14 protein-coding genes are annotated in these 16,504 nt (G+C 53.6%); 2 read left to right on the forward strand and 12 right to left on the reverse strand.

Annotation, left to right across the window (positions count from 1 at the left end; all coding sequences use genetic code 11):
* Positions 1-16: 16 nt before the first annotated feature.
* The 9 genes from GX030_09945 to sigG form a co-directional block, all read right to left on the reverse strand.
* The gene (locus GX030_09945; GenBank protein NLV92695.1) at positions 17-1,387 is read right to left on the reverse strand and encodes a UDP-N-acetylmuramate--L-alanine ligase; all 1,371 of its coding nucleotides are present in this window, start codon (positions 1,385-1,387) and stop codon (positions 17-19) included.
* 179 nt (positions 1,388-1,566) lie between these two features.
* On the reverse strand, positions 1,567-2,397 hold the full coding sequence (locus GX030_09950) for a hypothetical protein (protein NLV92696.1): 831 nt from the start codon (positions 2,395-2,397) through the stop codon (positions 1,567-1,569).
* 63 nt (positions 2,398-2,460) lie between these two features.
* The gene (locus tag GX030_09955; GenBank protein ID NLV92697.1) at positions 2,461-5,238 is read right to left on the reverse strand and encodes a UPF0182 family protein; all 2,778 of its coding nucleotides are present in this window, start codon (positions 5,236-5,238) and stop codon (positions 2,461-2,463) included.
* 38 nt (positions 5,239-5,276) lie between these two features.
* Positions 5,277-6,164 carry an Hsp33 family molecular chaperone HslO gene (hslO, locus tag GX030_09960; protein NLV92698.1) on the reverse strand — a complete coding sequence of 296 codons (888 nt, stop codon included), beginning with the start codon at positions 6,162-6,164 and terminating at the stop codon, positions 5,277-5,279.
* Between the two features lie 35 nt (positions 6,165-6,199).
* Positions 6,200-8,065: a DNA translocase FtsK gene (locus GX030_09965; GenBank protein NLV92699.1), complete on the reverse strand. Its 1,866-nt coding sequence runs from the start codon at positions 8,063-8,065 to the stop codon at positions 6,200-6,202.
* A 463-nt stretch (positions 8,066-8,528) separates the two neighbouring features.
* Positions 8,529-9,227, reverse strand: coding sequence for a peptidoglycan editing factor PgeF (gene pgeF / locus GX030_09970; GenBank protein NLV92700.1), 699 nt, complete (start codon positions 9,225-9,227; stop codon positions 8,529-8,531).
* A gap of 230 nt (positions 9,228-9,457) precedes the next feature.
* Positions 9,458-9,718: a YlmC/YmxH family sporulation protein gene (locus GX030_09975; protein ID NLV92701.1), complete on the reverse strand. Its 261-nt coding sequence runs from the start codon at positions 9,716-9,718 to the stop codon at positions 9,458-9,460.
* Between the two features lie 107 nt (positions 9,719-9,825).
* A complete protein-coding gene (gene spoIIR, locus GX030_09980) occupies positions 9,826-10,539 on the reverse strand; it encodes a stage II sporulation protein R (protein ID NLV92702.1) in 714 nt (237 codons plus the stop codon).
* A 50-nt stretch (positions 10,540-10,589) separates the two neighbouring features.
* Positions 10,590-11,384 carry an RNA polymerase sporulation sigma factor SigG gene (sigG, locus tag GX030_09985; protein NLV92703.1) on the reverse strand — a complete coding sequence of 265 codons (795 nt, stop codon included), beginning with the start codon at positions 11,382-11,384 and terminating at the stop codon, positions 10,590-10,592.
* Positions 11,385-11,644: 260 nt separating this feature from the next.
* On the opposite strand from sigG, the gene GX030_09990 reads away from it, so the two are divergent.
* Positions 11,645-12,610, forward strand: a complete 966-nt coding sequence (locus tag GX030_09990) for a sigma-E processing peptidase SpoIIGA (protein ID NLV92704.1) — start codon at positions 11,645-11,647, stop codon at positions 12,608-12,610.
* Between the two features lies 1 nt (position 12,611).
* Complete coding sequence (sigE, locus tag GX030_09995) at positions 12,612-13,331, forward strand: RNA polymerase sporulation sigma factor SigE (GenBank protein ID NLV92705.1); 720 nt, start codon at positions 12,612-12,614, stop codon at positions 13,329-13,331.
* A gap of 142 nt (positions 13,332-13,473) precedes the next feature.
* Here the strand turns inward: sigE and ftsZ are convergent, their stop codons facing one another.
* The 3 genes from ftsZ to murA all read right to left on the reverse strand — a co-directional run.
* Positions 13,474-14,568, reverse strand: coding sequence for a cell division protein FtsZ (gene ftsZ / locus GX030_10000; GenBank protein NLV92706.1), 1,095 nt, complete (start codon positions 14,566-14,568; stop codon positions 13,474-13,476).
* Between the two features lie 87 nt (positions 14,569-14,655).
* Positions 14,656-15,357 carry an FtsQ-type POTRA domain-containing protein gene (locus GX030_10005; protein ID NLV92707.1) on the reverse strand — a complete coding sequence of 234 codons (702 nt, stop codon included), beginning with the start codon at positions 15,355-15,357 and terminating at the stop codon, positions 14,656-14,658.
* Positions 15,358-15,421: 64 nt separating this feature from the next.
* Positions 15,422-16,504: UDP-N-acetylglucosamine 1-carboxyvinyltransferase (gene murA, locus GX030_10010; GenBank protein NLV92708.1), on the reverse strand; the 1,083-nt coding region annotated here is incomplete at its 5' end.

A 16,504-nucleotide genomic window follows, 5' to 3' on the forward strand; every position in this document is an offset into this window, starting at 1 on the left:
AATTTTCGTCTCCAAATTAATCCAACCTCCGTGCTAGGGCCTGACCCACTAGCCCAATATTGCCGGCCCCCAAGGTGATTACTAAATCCCCGGAGCGAAGGTTATCGGCCAACCAATCAGTGACACTTCCCAGGTCGGAAAAGGCCTCAACAGGCTTTCTTTCCACGGCAAGAATCGCCTCAGCCAGTTTTTCCGAGCTGACGCCGGGAATAGGGGTTTCCGGTGGCGGCGCATAGATAGGTGCCACAGCTACCACATCGGCATCGGAAAAGGAGTTAGCAAACTCATCAAAAAGAAACTGGGTCCGGTTGAACCGATGGGGCTGGAAGACAGCAACAACTCGGCGTCCGAAAATCTCCTTGGCTGCCCGCAACGCTGCTCTTAACTCCGTCGGATGATGACCGTAATCGTCGATGATGAGAATGTCCCTTTCCCGGTTGTGCTGGACCAATTGAAACCGCCGCTTGATCCCTTGAAACTGGGCCAAACCCTCTTTGATCTGAGAAAACTCCAATCCCAATTCCAAACAGGCTGCCGACGCAGCCAGGGCATTTTCGAGATTATGGGCTCCCGGCATCTTCAACTCCAAGGTTCCCATCACCCTGCCCCGGCGGCTCACTTCCAGTTGGGAATCAAATCCCTCGAGCCGGAGGATCCGACCGGTGTAGTCGCAGTCGGGATCATCTAACCCGTAGGTTACTGCTGACGGCAACTGACCCTGCAGCATCCGCGCAGCCTGGGCTCCTACTACCGCCACGCCCCCGGGTTTTAGCTGCCCCAAGAAGGCCTGGTAGGCTTTAATCAGATTAGTAAAGGATCCGCCGTAGTTTTCCAGATGATCCGCTTCGATGCTGGTAACCACCGCTAAGAAGGGATGATACTTGAGGAAGGAGCCGTCACTTTCATCGGCTTCCGCCACCACGTAGGGCCCCATCCCGTACTTGGCATGAAACCCCGTCCCTACTAGCTCTCCCCCAACTAATACCGATGGGTCCAACCTTGCCATCTCCAGGATGGTAGCGATCATTCCGGTGATGGTGGTCTTACCATGGGCTCCCGACACCGCTATTCCCCTGTTCTCGTTCAAGAGCATCGCGAGAATCTCCGAGCGGTGCAGGACCGGCAGTCCCTTGCTCCTGGCCTCCTGAATTTCCGGATTATCATCGGGTATCGCACTAGAACGAATTACAATTTCTGCACCATTCACATTGGCTGCATTGTGGCCTAAATAAATCCGAGCTCCCAAGCTCTCTAACTCTGCCGTCAAAGTAGAGGAGGACATATCTGAACCGCTAACCTTTAGTCCCTTTTGAATCAGGACTTTGGCGATGGCGCTCATACCCACTCCGCCAACTCCCACAAAATGTACCTGCTTTGCCTGAATCAATTGTGCACCCCCAGAAAGGGAATCTTCCTTCTAATATTTCCCATGAACTCTATCCCTATGAGTGTTCTACTTCGACTAGGCCTCTTCCTACTGGAGACCCTTTCCAGTGGGTATAATACCTGCGGACAAAAAAGAAGGCCTGCCGGAAAGTGGCAAGCCGCAAACTTCCTTTGCCGTTGTTATGGCGTAACTACCGGTGCCAGCGTTGGTTGAGCCTCGGATAACACCGCGTCAAGGGCCTCAGCTAAAGGCTCTACTGCCGCTTCTGCTTCCGCCAGACTGTTGCCATGATAGTCACCTATGTAGACCGTCAAGGTATTGGGATGGAGATTTCCATTCAAGTTGCGATGCTGTACCTTAATCCCCCGCATGATGCCACTGTACGCCTTATCTAGGTAATCCTTCATCGCCTGGGCAATTTCTACGTTGGCTTGAAGATTGGGATTGCTTACATCCCCCGCCACAAACAGCAACTTTGCCGTCGGCGTACCGTTGATGTTAGCTGTGGTGTAACCCTCCTCCCGAGACTTTGGCAACCCATCGCGATGAATATCGACCACCGCGACCACAGAGTCCGATTGCACTACCCGTGACAGTTTCGTTGCGGCGGCACCGAAGGCTCCGCTAAAGTCCGGCACATCGAAATTGTCGGCGTGATAGTCCACGGTATATCCCTTGGCCTCCAAGGCCGCCTTTAGCTTCTGAGCCACCTTGCCAATGTCCCCGACATTACCGTCTCGAGCATGGGTAGGATTCGGCGAGTAGTTCTCCGTAGAGTGCGCATGGTACAACACGATGGTGCCGCTGCTGGCGGGCTGCTCGACAATCACCTGGGGAGCCGGAATCTCCTGTCGCACAACATTTGTTGTCGTGGAAATCGGCTCGAAAGTAGCCCTTGGAGTTAGACCCATGAATCTAGCTCCCGCTGCGGCAACTACCACCAACGCCACCAAAATAAACAATAGGCCCGGACCGTTTCTTTGAGGTCTTCTAAATCTTGTTCTTGCCAACCCGGTCAACCCCCCTCCGCAAGACATCATATTCCGCGAAGGGGGGCATTATGACTTTGTTATTTATTCAAGTCCCAGGTTTTCTTCCATCAGGATCGATTCCACCAACTCCCCTTGGGATACTTCCTCCAATTGCCGCAATAGGGTCTCCAGTTCCTCCATCGCCTGGCCATAGCCTGCCCAATCCAGAGCCCGCAGCCGCTCCTGGGCCCGATCAAAGCTGGCAATGGCCCGGTGAACTAATCCTCGATACTCCTGCTGCCCCTCAAATTCCGGTCCCTCAGGCAAGCTTGGTTCCACAGGAACCATCCGGGCCTCTTCCCCCTGGGGATCGCCATCGGCCAACAATCGCTGCAAAGCCTGCCCCAGGGTAGCGCCGGTAGCTATCCTGGTACCGGTACCTGCGATCACCATTTTCATCTCTGGCATCTGACTTTGCTCGGCCTGCAAATACACCGGTTCCACGTAGAGGATCTTGTCCTGGAGGGGAATCACCAAGAGGTTGCCCCGAAACACCGTTGACCCCTGTTGGCTCCACAGCGTCAACAGTTGGGAAATGTCCCGATCCTGGTCCACCCTGGCCTCCACCTGCATCGGTCCATAGGTCAGCTCGTTTTTCGGAAAACTATAGACCAACAGCTCACCGTACCTGTCTCCGTCCATTCGCGCCGCCATCCAAGCCACCATATTGTTCTTGCGGACGGGAGTGAAGGGTTGCATCAGCACCATCTCTGGTTCCTGGGAGTTAGGCAGGCGAGTAATGATGTAGTAGGGACTGACTGGGGCTGGAGTCTCCCCGACAATCTCCTCTGGAATACTCCACAGATCCTCTCGATTGTAAAACACCGTAGGATTGCTCATGTGATAGGCTGCATAGACGTTGGTCTGTAGGGTAAACAATCCCTCAGGGTACCGCAAGTGTTGGCGCAGGTCTGGGTCCATGGCAGCAATATCCTGGATCAGATCGGGGAAAATCCGCCGATAGGCAGCAACAATCGGTTCCTTGGGATCCATCGCGAAAAACTCCACACTGCCATGGTAGGCGTCAACAACCACCTTAATGGAGTTGCGCACATAATTGCCCCACCCCCGCACCGGTGTTGCCAGGGGATAGTTCTGACTGGTGGTATATCCATCGATAATCCAGAACAATCTTCCCTGGGAAATGACTAGATAAGGATCATCTTCATAGCGGAAAAAGGGGGCAATCAGCTGGACCCTGTTCAGCACAGTCCGATGGAACATAATGCGACTTTGGTCGGTAATCTCACCGGAGATCAATATCCGGGGATCGGCCATCCGCACCGCAAAGGCCAATCGCCTTAAGGGATGGGATAAGCGCACCCCGCCCCGACCCTGATACCGTGTCTGGGCATTCTCATCGCCCCGGGGATAGTCAAATTCAGGGGTGCGGGAATTGACAATCACATAATCATCGGCCACTTCGCCATAATAGATTTCGGGGCGAATTATCTCCAGTGCCTGGTACTTTGACTCCGGGGGAATGTTCTTTACCCACAGGCTGGGCAAGCCCTCGGGAGTTACTTCATCGACGGGACTAACCACTACCCCATAACCATGGGTATATTGCAGCCTTTGATTGATCCACGTTGGGTTTTGCACCTGCCTGGGATCCAGTTCCCTGGCCGCCAGCATCACCTGGCGGTACTCACCATCTAGCCAGTAGCGATCGACATCAACCTCTTTAAAATCGTAGTAAAGGCGCATCTCCTGTAGTTGACCATAGGTTTGCAGCAATGGTCGCCAATCCCACAGGCGAATGTTCTTGATGATCTCCTCGTGGGCCTTGAGATCCGCAAGGGTGAGGTGACTGTCCTGGGCGACATCGAACTCCTGCTGCTGGACTTGATCCAGGCCAAAGCCCCGGCGGGTCATCTGAATGTTATTCACCAGATAGGGGCTTTCTCTGATCAGCTCATTGGGTTCAACCACAAACCTTTGCATCAGTCGAGGAAAGACGTCGCCAACCAAAAGCGAGGCAAGTAGAAGAACCACAACACTGGCAGCGGTCCACCGCAGTCCCGGTCGGAAGATATTCACCAATAGCGAAAGAGCCGCAATTACCGCGATCACCGCTAGGACTTTCAAGCCGGGAATCAGGGCATGGACATCGGTATACCCAACTCCGTAGATAGCACCATCGCTGGAATATACTCGTTGGTACATCTTCAATAAGTAACCACCGGCCTTGAGGACAAACAGCCCAGCCAACAACACTGAAATATGGGCTTTGGCTCTTGTGCGAATCTGAACCCCTTCTGTGAAGGACACTGCTCCAGAGATCAGATAGACGATGCCGGAGGCGATGATGGATGTCCAAAGCACCCCCTGCAAACTGATATATAGCAGGTGATAGAAGGGCAAGTCGAAGATGTAAAAGCCAATATCCCGACTAAAAACAGGGTCAGTATACCCAAAACTGCCGCCCTTGAGCCACAGGACAATGTCATGCCAGCTATCCCCGATACCGGTGCTGAAGAAGAAACCTAAGACAAGACTGATTACTGCAGCCACCGGCAGATACCAGCTTGTCGAGAAGGAGTGTTCCTGTGTTTCCCCTTCCCCATCTACGATGGAAAGCCGAGGCGCTGACGACGGGCGTGCGATCAACAGGTTGACAAACACCACCAGAGCGAAGACGCCTCCGGCGATGATGGGAATCAACCACTGCCACGCCAGTCGGGTCCAAAAAACCGCTCCAAATCCCAGATTGGCAAACCACAGGTAATCGGTGTACAGCGTCGCTCCCCAAATAACTGCACCAATCACCACCGCGATGGCCACAACCAAGGTTACCAGGATCCTGCGCACCACGTTCAAACCCTCTCCTCCTCCCCCTTGCCTTGTCTCACCCCTAGTTACCGCTGTTTAGCAATTTCCACCAGCCGTTCCACATCCTGGCGAGAAAAGAGATACTTTGCCCCACAAAACTGACAAACGGTCTCCGCCTGCCCCTGATCGGCCAACAGGGACTCCAACTCCTCCCGTCCCAAACTAAGCAGTGCACGCTCAAAGCGATCACGGGTACAGTCGCAGACAAAGCTCACCGGTGTCGTCTCCAAAAACTCCAGTCCCAACTCCCCGAAATTTTCGGTCAGGATTTCCTCTGGCGTGTGTCCGGCGTCGATACTCCGACTAACTCCCGCCAAGTTCTGGGCCTTGGATTCAACAAAGCTGATAATTTCTTCGCTGGCCCCAGGCATCACTTGGAGAATATACCCACCTGCAGCCCGGACAGAGTTGTCGGTCTCTACCAAAACGCCCAGAGACACCACCGACGGAACTTGCTCGGAACGGGCGAAATAATAGGCCAAATCATCACCGATCTCACCGGTTAGCAGGGGAACATTTCCCAGGTAGGGCTCGCCGTCTCCAATTTGCCGGGTTACGGTCAGCCGACCTTGACCAATGGCCCGAGCCACATCCAGTTTTCCCTCGTCATTCAGGGGAAAATGCACGTGGGGTTCACCTACATATCCCTTGACGTGACCATGGCCATCGGTAACGGCCACAATCTCCCGTAGGGGCCCATCGCCCCGAACCTGCAGCATCATCCGTTGATCATCCTTGAGCAGCATCGCACCCATCATAATTGCTCCGGTCAACAACCGACCCAGGGCGGCGGTGGCAATGGGCCACGTCCCATGCCGCTTAGCTGCTTCGTTGCAGGTATTGGTGGTGATGGCTCCGTTCACCCGCAACATACCATCCGCGGCTATACCTCGAACCAGATAATCCTGTTTCACCATCTAGTACCCTCCTGAACCTCACCGTTGTCTGCTTAATTCATTGCTGTATCGGATTCCTCTTCATCCTGACTGTCAGCTGAATCGATAGCCAGCTCCTGGTCATCCTCAGGATAGCTATCGATGAGTACCTCCCGGGGTTTGCTTCCTTGATGCTCGCCGACAATTCCCTTCAACTCCATAGCATCGATTAGGCGAGTTGCTCGGGAGTAGCCGATGCGAAATCGGCGTTGGAGCATCGAGACCGATGCTTGCCCGGTATCGACTACCAGTCGAACGGCATCATCGAATAACTCGTCCTCCGGCTCCGGCGCCCTTTCTACCGCCGCAGCCGTCTCCGCCACTACATCGATCTCAGACACCTCATAGGTCTGCTGCTTCCAAAAGTCCACCAAGTTGTTGACATCCTGATCAAGGATCCAAGCCCCTTGGGCCCTGGTGGCCTTCGCTGCTCCAATGGGAAAGTAGAGCATGTCACCTTTGCCCAACAGCTTCTCGGCTCCCGACATGTCCAAGATCGTTCGGGAATCGGCCTGGGAAGACACCGCAAAGGCTATCCGAGACGGGATGTTGGCCTTAATTAGTCCTGTGATCACATCCACCGAGGGACGCTGCGTCGCGATGATCAGGAACATGCCCGCGGCCCGGGCCATCTGCGCCAAGCGACAGATGGCATCCTCCACATCATTGGAGGCAACTAACATCAAGTCCGCCAACTCATCGACGATGATCACGATGTAGGGCAAGGGCTCCAACCCTTGCTCGTCGCCTGCCTTGTCGGAACTTCTCGCCAAGTCATTATAGCCGTCGATATTACGGACCCCGGTGTCGGCGAACAACTCATATCGCCGCTCCATCTCGCCCACCGCCCACCGCAAAGCAGTGGCAGCCTTCTTGGGGTCCTGCACCACCGGCGAGATTAAGTGGGGAATACCGTTGTAATTAACCAATTCCACTCGCTTGGGGTCGATCATCAGCAGTCGGACCTCTTCGGGAGTGGCCCGAAAGAGGAGACTGGCGATAATCGTGTTAAGACAGATGCTCTTTCCCGAACCCGTGGCCCCTGCAATCAGTAGGTGCAAGCATCTCTTCAGGTCAGCTATCAAAGGAGCTCCACTGATATCCTTGCCCAAGGCTAGAGCCAACTTTGACGGATGATTCTGATACTCTGGGCTGGCCAGAACCTCCTTCATGTAGACAACATCCCGGTGGGTGTTGGGCACCTCGATCCCCACCACCGGTTTACCGGGAACGGGAGCCTCGATTCTCACACTCTGGGCTGCGAGGGCTAGAGCCAGGTCATCGGCTAAGTTAGTGATTCTGCTGACCTTGACCCCGGGGCCTGGTTGGATCTCATAGCGAGTAATTACCGGACCGGTGTCCATCGACACTACCCGGGCCTCAACGCCAAAGCTGGCCAGGGTATCCTCTAACAGCTGGGATTGATCTACCTGAGATACCTTTTTCCTTCCCTCGGGATCTTTAAACAAATCCAAACTGGGAAGGGTCCCAGAAAGCTGTTGCCTTTGGGGTAAGGGGATAACCTTGGAGGCTGAGGCAGTGAACTTGGTAGTCTTTGACTCGTCGGAAACCCTATCCTCAGCCGCTGCTACGTCAAAGGCCGGCCTTGAGCGTCGAGAAGTTGGCTCACTGGGCTTGGCGGGCTGCCCTTGGACAACTTCATCCCTGGGCGTTGGGCTTTCACTGCGACTTTGCCCCTTGGAGCGAAAGAGCGCCCCCAATCCCCTGGAACGGGGCTTGTCGGTGGCTGGAGATACCGATTTCCCAGCCTGCCTTGAAGCCACTTGTTCAGACGTCTGTCTTTGCCTCCGGCCCAGGGCTGCCCACAGCCTTCTGAATAAAGCAATGAAGGAAACATTGAAGATTAATATGATGGACATAATCACAAGGAACACTAACAGCAGTCTCACGCCTGCCTCTCCCAGCAACCGCAGGGACCAATAGGTCAGAAAGGCGCCCACCACTCCCGTGCCGGGAGTTTGCCCCAGATACCACCATTGCTTCATCGCAGATAAGGAAATCCCCAAGACCGGTGCCGTGACCAGATGGATTCCGATCAACAAGGCGCAGATAGCCAGCATGGCTCCAATACTTTTTAGTCTGATCCGAGGCCAGGTTCCCCGCCGACCAAAGGCAAGGCCAAGCACCAGAAAGAAAATCGCCGCTACATCAGCGGCATAACCCAGGAGCCACTTAAGCACCCGAGATAGATAGATCCCAGCCATCCCAGTAGCATTGGTATGTAGGCTGAGAAAAGTGAAACCGGCTACGAACAACAGCACCAGCATGATTACATCTTGACCCAACCGCTTAGATTGTGTTGGCGTCTCCTGTGGTTGTGACCTACTCATGGCAACTCCTCCCTGGAGCAACAATCAGCGCTCCCATTCTCCCGGTGGGTCCCTTGGCATGACGGTATGAAAACCAAAGCTGAGGATGACAGGCGGTGCAAAGCCCTGCAGTAGCAATATTGGCAGTAGCAACTCCTGCTCGCAGCAGGTTTTCTTGATTCGCCTTCCACAGGTCCAAATGGGGCCGACCCTTGCCCGTCCCCTTGATCACCGTGGCACCAAAGGTCCTCGCAAACTCAGCACCCAGGTCCTCGCTCACCTCATAGCAGCAGGGACCGATGGAGGGGCCGATGGCGGCCAATATGTCCTGGGGACGACTGGAAAAGGCCTGGGCCATGACGGCAACGGCCTCTTGGGCGATACCGGCGATGGTCCCCTTCCAACCGGCGTGGGCTAAGCCAACGGCGCCGTGGACGGGATCGTACAAAAAGATCGGAACACAATCGGCATAGAAACTAATGAGGGCCGTCCCGGGATCGGCCGTTACCAATCCATCACAATCGGGTAGCGCATCCTCCAGCCGACGGGCCCCTCTGCCCCACTCCCCACGGCCGACAACGGCAACTTCGCTGCCATGAACCTGTTCGCCGGCAACGGTATGGTCAAGATCGGTGTGGAAAATATCCACCCACCGCTCTCGATTCGCAATTACTGCCTGGGGATCATCACCTACATGCAGCCCGAGATTCAAAGATTCCCAGACTCCGGTACTTACTCCCCCAAGCCGCAGGGAAAATCCGTGTCTAACGGACCGGAGATTATTGGCAGTTGTATACAGAATTGAACCCGAGGAATGTAGTGAAAACAGAAGATCTCCTCCCTATAATGAACCATTCTCATTATACACCAGCGGCAAGGACAACGTCCACCAAGGTTGCTCCAACAGAATAACCGGCCCTCTCAACCCAGGAGAGCAGCCGGTTATGGGTAATCTCGATCTTGTCTGGCTAGTCGCACCATATCCACTAGGATCACGTCGACACCAATCTTGACAACATGGCTCCAGGGAACGACGATGTCTTCTCGTCGGCCAAACCAAGAAAATCCAGAGGTGGCCCCCGATAGCACCAAGGCATTAATCTGTCCCGTGTCCATATCTATATCCAAATCAACGATGTTTCCCAAGCGCCTGCCATCGGCCACATTAATGACATCAAGCATCCACAGGTTAGAGATTCGCACTAGCAGTGGCCCCACCCCCAAAGTGAAACTTAGGCCATCATGCTATTTATATGTCTCTACCTGGGTTTGTTGCTTACTCCAGGCTTACTTCATGCTTACGCCACCAGTTAGTTTGTTGACGTTGTTCCGGTGATACCCAGCCATGCCATCGTTGGTTTTAGCAGCCACTCCCACCGCTTGGCGTACCGATCCAGGGGTTCATCGTTACCATCGAAGTACTTAAAGCGAATTTCCACGGCACCGGCAAACCAGGTGTTGCTTTCGTCGTTGTTGGTTGGTGCCGGCGATTCGACGCTGATCCGATCGGCCGCTGACACATTCTCCCATAGGCATAGAGGCGGAAACAACACACACCACCAGTTTTGTCCCTTGCCTTCACCGATGACAAAGCGAGCCGCCCGATACTTCCCCTCCGGTAAAGTGACTTCACCATAGGCCTTGGTGGGGAAAAGAAAATCGCCAATTTCCAGACGCACCGGGTGGTCCTTACCGGCTGCCAACACCGCAGCCTGGGCCGAGGCCAGGAATCGCTCTCGGTTGTGAATTAACCTGTGCAGCGCTTCGTCCCGAGAGGTAGCTCCAGCAAACACTTCTTCTGCGATGGGCAAAATCGCGTCCCTAACCTGCAGCTTCACGGCTTGATCCGAGGCGAGGTCACTATTGGCAATCACGTGGAGCCGAATCAGGTTATCGGAAGTATAGGCCGGCTCAACGGAATTGTCTCTAGCGATTACCGAGGTACCTAATAGTCCAATAATTAACATGGCAACAAGGATAGCTGTGCTTGTCAGAATTCTGTCTCTGATCTCTTTGTAGGCCAAAGGAAATCTCCTCCCAAAAATTGCCACGAGAATTTTTCCAAGTAATCCCGTCAGCTCGACTTTGCTTCCACAGCCATATGACGGCGAAGGTGCTTCAGGGCAGCCTTTTCCAGCCGCGAGACTTGGGCTTGGGAGATCCCAATTTCCTCGGCAACCTCCATCTGCGTTCGACCATCAAAGAAGCGCATGGTGAGGATTAATTTCTCTCGGTCCGTCAGCTTGGTCATGGCTTCCCTGATACTAATTCCCTCTAACCAGCTAGCATCTTCGCTCTTGTCGTCACTGATCTGGTCCATGACAAAAATTGGGTCGCCGCCATCATGATAAATAGGTTCAAACAACGAGATCGGTTCTTGAATTGCATCCAAGGCAAACACGACTTCTTCCCGGGGCATCTTCAATTCTTCAGCAATCTGAGTAATTGTCGGTTCCTTGGAGTGCTTATTAACTAGACTATCCCGTACCTGAAGGGCTTTATAAGCAATGTCCCGCAGGGATCGACTCACCCGAATGGGATTGTTGTCCCGCAAGTAGCGGCGAATCTCCCCGATAATCATGGGAACCGCATAGGTAGAGAACTTCACGTTCTGGCTCAAGTCGAAGTTATCGATGGCCTTCATCAGGCCGATGCATCCCACTTGAAACAGGTCGTCTACATGCTCCCCGCGGTTATTGAAACGCTGAATCACACTGAGCACCAGTCGTAAATTACCCTGAATCAACTGGGTGCGGGCCGACTCATCCCCTTCTTGCATCGCCTTAAGTAATTCTCGCATTTTCTCATTGGGGAGCACCGGCAGTTTCGAGGTGTTTACTCCGCAAATCTCAACCTTATTCATCGCCAACTCTCCTCCCGCATCCCGCTGACCCCTGTCAGTAGACAAGAGTCCATTGACATTTGTCAGTATTGGCTATCACCGCTGGATTTATTCAGCTACTGCAGGGCTTGCATAACAAAACATCGCCTCGACAAGCGCCCGCGAAAAATCACTTTCCTTTGGGAGGAAATGTCAGCGAACACCGGTAGTATACAACGTGTTACCCTTCTGTCCTCAATTGTCAAGACTATCGGATTACAACCATCCAGATTGGGAGTTGGTCTGCCGTGGGTTATACCTATGTGTTATATCTGGACGTCCTGATCGCACTCTTGGCCGCTAATTTCTTGTTTGACTATCTCCTGCTTTGGGCCACCGGTGAGGTCTCCGGAAACTTCTCTAACAAGAAACGCCTGAGCCTGGGAGCCCTCTTGGGAGCCTTATACTTCTTATTAGTCTACTTCGCTCGCCTCGAATTCATCCCCGGCTACGGATACCTTCGGTTTCCCGTCACCATTCTGGCTGTCGGCGGCGGGATGATTTGGGTAGCCTTTCGCCCTCAAACATGGCGCAAGTTCCTCTCTTTGCTGGGTTTCTTTGTGGGCATCGGCTTAGTCGCCGGCGGTGCCGGAGTGGCCACCGCATATGTGACTGGAGACGGCATGTCTCCTAATCCAATCTGGGGTACCTTGATGGCCATCGCTGCCATTTTGTTGATTGCGGAGCTGGGCTGGGGTGTGGTGCATCGTCGCCTGTGGGAGAAGGTGTATTACGTCCCCATCGAAATCGGTATCGGCGGAAGAAAAACCAGGATCAACGCCTTAGTTGACACCGGTAACAGGCTCCGGGATCCTCTCACCGGCAGAGCCGTCGTCGTTGTTGAGCTGAAGCACTTGGCTGAGATCATTCCCGACCCGCTGTATACAGCCTTGGCCAAGTTCAGTGATGACTTCGGACAGATTGATTCTCTACTCCAGGAGCTAGACTGGGGTTCCCGTTTTTGTCTCCTTCCCTATGCCAGTCTTGGTAACACCAATGGACTGATGCCGGGACTAAGACCCGACTATGTCAAGGTAACCATCAGTGGAGGTCAGCTTAATCTCCATCGCGTAATTGTGGGCATTTGCCAGGAGCCCCTGGATAGTGCCGGAGATTATCACGCCCTGGTTCCGCCTGATGTTATCGGAGCCGTTGCCAAGGAACACTCCATGGATACTGCCAATACCAAGAGGGGAGAGTCGCTCAATGCCTAACCTGATTAAGAAACTGCGATTAGCCCTCAGACTGAGATTAATCCTCTGGCTTGCCAAGCTAAGATATGCGCCAAGATCGATTCACTACGTTGGTACCAGCGAAGTTCTCCCACCGCCACTGACTAGAGAAGAGGAAATCTCCCTGCTGGACCGACTCAAACAAGGGGAAGTCAGTGTTCGCAGCACCCTCATTGAGCACAATTTGCGGCTGGTGGTGTACATTGCCCGCAAATTTGACAACACCGGCGTCCATATTGAGGACCTGGTGTCCATCGGCACCATTGGCCTGATCAAGGCGGTAAACACCTTTGACCCCGACCGCAGTGTAAAACTGGCGACCTATGCCTCCAAGTGCATCGATAATGAGATCCGCATGTTCCTGCGGAGAAACAATAAAACCAAAGCAGAGGTCTCCCTGGAGGAGCCCTTGCACACTGATTTTGAAGGTAACGAAATTGGCTGGATTGATATTCTGGGGACAGAGAGTGACGTGATCAAAAACCTTGAGGAGCAAGTGGATCGGGCACTCTTGGCCGGGGCAATGAAGCAGCTGACCCTGCGGGAAAGCAAGATTATGGAGCTGCGTTTTGGACTCAAGGACGGGCAGGAAAAAACCCAGAAGGAAGTCGCGGATCATTTGGGGATCTCACAATCCTACATCTCCCGGTTAGAAAAACGGATCCTTAAGAAACTGCGCAAGGAAATCAAAAAACTTGACTAGTTAGCCTACAAACCAAAACCGGGATGCTTTTCCGTTAACTCGAGAAAGCATCCCGGTTCTTCACATTCTACTAATTGAGGATCTACCAGCAGTAGACCCTGACAGCAGGCTGCTGTTATTCGTAAGTAGTTTCTGCCAGCGTCTATCTGTCACCGCGGCGACGCAAGAAGGCCGGTATATCGAGATCGTCGTTGGCAAAGGGGCGAATGCTAAACTCACGGGTGGCGGCAGCTTCCCTTCTGCCACCGGTCCTTTCAGCATTGGCTTCCGGCGACTGGCTAGCTGATTTTGTTTCGAATCCCGTGGCAATCACTGTCACTACTACTTCGTCCTCTAGGGACTCGTCGATGACTGCACCAAAAATAATGTTGGCCTCAGGGTCCGCTGCCTCGGAGATAATTTCCGCCGCTTCATTAACTTCAAAAAGCCCGAGGCTGGAACTGCCGGTAATGTTAAGCAAAATCCCCTTAGCTCCCTCGATGGACGCCTCCAACAGAGGGCTAGAAATAGCCTGTTGGGCAGCTTCTAATGATCTATTATCTCCGCGGGCCCTGCCAATTCCCATCAAAGCGGAGCCGGCATCGGTCATAATTGTCCGCACATCGGCAAAGTCCAAGTTGATGAGACCGGGAACGGTAATAAGATTGGAAATCCCCTGCACTCCGTGCAAGAGAACTTCATCGGCCATCTTAAAAGCATCCATCATCGAAGTCTTCTTCTCTGCAACCTGGAGCAAGCGATCGTTGGGGATGGTAATTAGGGTATCCACCCGGGTTTTTAGGTTCTCGATGCCAGCCTCAGCCTGCTTTCGGCGGCGCGGGCCTTCAAAGGTAAAGGGCTTAGTAACCACCGCCACCGTCAGGGCAGCTACCTCCTTGGCCACCTCCGCTACTACAGGAGCCGCCCCAGTCCCGGTGCCACCGCCCATTCCCGCGGTGATAAACACCATATCGGCACCGGCCAACAACTCCTTAATTTGCTCCCGACTCTCCTCAGCTGCCTGTTGCCCAACGGCGGGATTGGAGCCGGCCCCCAGGCCGCGAGTTAACTTCTCTCCCAGTTTTAGCTGATGATCGGCCTTGGACATCATGAGAGCTTGTACATCTGTATTCAGAGCGATAAACTCTACTCCCTTGAGTTCAGCCTCGATCATGCGATTCACTGCGTTGTTACCGCCACCACCGACACCAACGACTTTTATATTAGCAAACTGATTATCGGTATCAAATTCGAACACTTAGCTCAGCCCCCTACGAAATCACACGCCACTGTATTCAACAGACGTAGGCTCAAATCCTGTTCAACCACCAAAAAACACCAGTTCCTATCGATAGCGAATCACGGGATTATCATAGACACTGAGGTTAACCTGCGCCACCTTTAAGTCCCGCTCCCAGACATCCAGCAGCAAAGCATTCAGCACCTGTACCTTCTTGTCCAAATTGCTCTCGTCGCCAAGGTTAACATAGATCAGGTCCGTGGTGACAAGAATCAGATCCCTTCGGTTCTCCAAGAACAACTCCGATACACCGGCCAAGACGATGGGATCCAGGCGCTGCAAAACCGAAGCAATCATGCCCAAGGTAGTATCCCGATCACCGGCATTAAGATTATCAAATCCTGTTATCACTGGAAGAGTCAAATAATCGGCAGGCAGCTGTCCCAGCACCTGCCCCGTTTCCGACACGCCGAGGAAACTACTACCCCGGCTAATCATCGCCACGGGATGCACTTCCTTCACCCGGATTACCACCTGGTCCGGTAACACCCGTTCTACAGTGGCTTGTCCAATGAAAGAAAGACGGGTGAGATTGCGGCGAGCTAACTTAGTGTCGCAAACAAAGATGTTGTCACCCGTGCTTATTCCCGACTGAGCAATGAGCCGATCTCTGGAGTAGTAGCCATTGCCAATCACGGTAATCTTTCTAATGGCAAACAGAGAAGAAGAGAAAAAACCGTATCCCCCGAGCACAACGAGAATGATTAACAGCAGTGTCGCGGTGCGTTTATTGGTAGATGCCGACAAGTTGCGCGCCCCCTTGGCCACCTTGGCAAATCCTGCAAACTACCCTTTAGCCCATTATATCACACTACTGTTGAGTTACATTAGCTCCCATACCAGTTAGTTTCTCCGTCAGTTGTTCGTACCCTCGATATACATGGTGAATATTGGTGACGGTGGTCTCCCCTTCTGCCGCCATTCCCGCCAAGATCAAGGCTGCACCGGCTCGCAAATCCGTAGCCTCCACAGTGGTGCCCGTCAGACGAGGAATTCCCCGAACAACCGCGGTGTCGCCGTTGACGGAAATCCGTGCGCCCATCCGTCGCAACTCATCAACATGTCGAAAACGATTCGGATAGATGTTCTCAGTGATGAGGCTGGTCCCATTGGCAAGGGCCATCAGCGCCATCAGCTGGGGCTGTAGGTCCGTGGGAAACCCTGGATATGGCAGAGTTCTCGCTGACACGGCCCGCAGGACACTGGGCCCTACCACCCGCATTTGCTGATCGTAAATTTCAAAATGAACTCCAGCTTCCTTCAGCTTGGCAATTAAGGCACCCAAGTGCTCTGGGATGACGGGACCAACCCAAATATCACCACCAGTAATAGCACCAGCGATAATAAAGGTTCCTGCCTCAATCCGATCCGGCATCACCTCGTGTTCCGCGGCCCCCAGTTGCTCCACTCCGTCAATCACAATCTGGTCGGTGCCGGCTCCGGTAATCTTCGCCCCCATCTTATTGAGAAGGTTCTGAGACTCAATAATTTCCGGTTCCTTGGCTGCTCCTCGAATGCGGGTCCTCCCCCGAGCCAAGGCCGCGGCCATCATTAGATTCTCCGTCGCTCCCACACTGGGAAAATCCAACTGAATGTCGACTCCCTGCAGTCGGTCAGCCTGGGCATAGATATAGCCATGTTCTTCCCAAACCTCGGCACCCATGAGACGCAATCCCCGCAGGTGAAAATCAATGGGACGTTCTCCGATGGCACAGCCGCCGGGGTGAGACACCCTGACCCGTCCCAGGCGGGCCAGCAGTGGTCCCATCACCTGAATGGAAGCTCGCATCTCACGGACAAGCTCGTGACTGGCTTCGCCCACTAAATTGTCGCCATCGACATTGATAGTCAATACTCCCTTTTCAAATCCCACCTCGGCACCTAAGTGGCGTAA

Source organism: Bacillota bacterium, assembly GCA_012727955.1.
Taxonomy (GTDB): domain Bacteria; phylum Bacillota; class Limnochordia; order DTU087; family JAAYGB01; genus JAAYGB01.

What these genes read in the sequence shown, in the direction of transcription:
- GX030_09965 (NLV92699.1), bottom strand. Translation starts at nt 8,065, where the DNA reads ATGTCCATCATATTAATCTTCAATGTTTCCTTCATTGCTTTATTCAGA.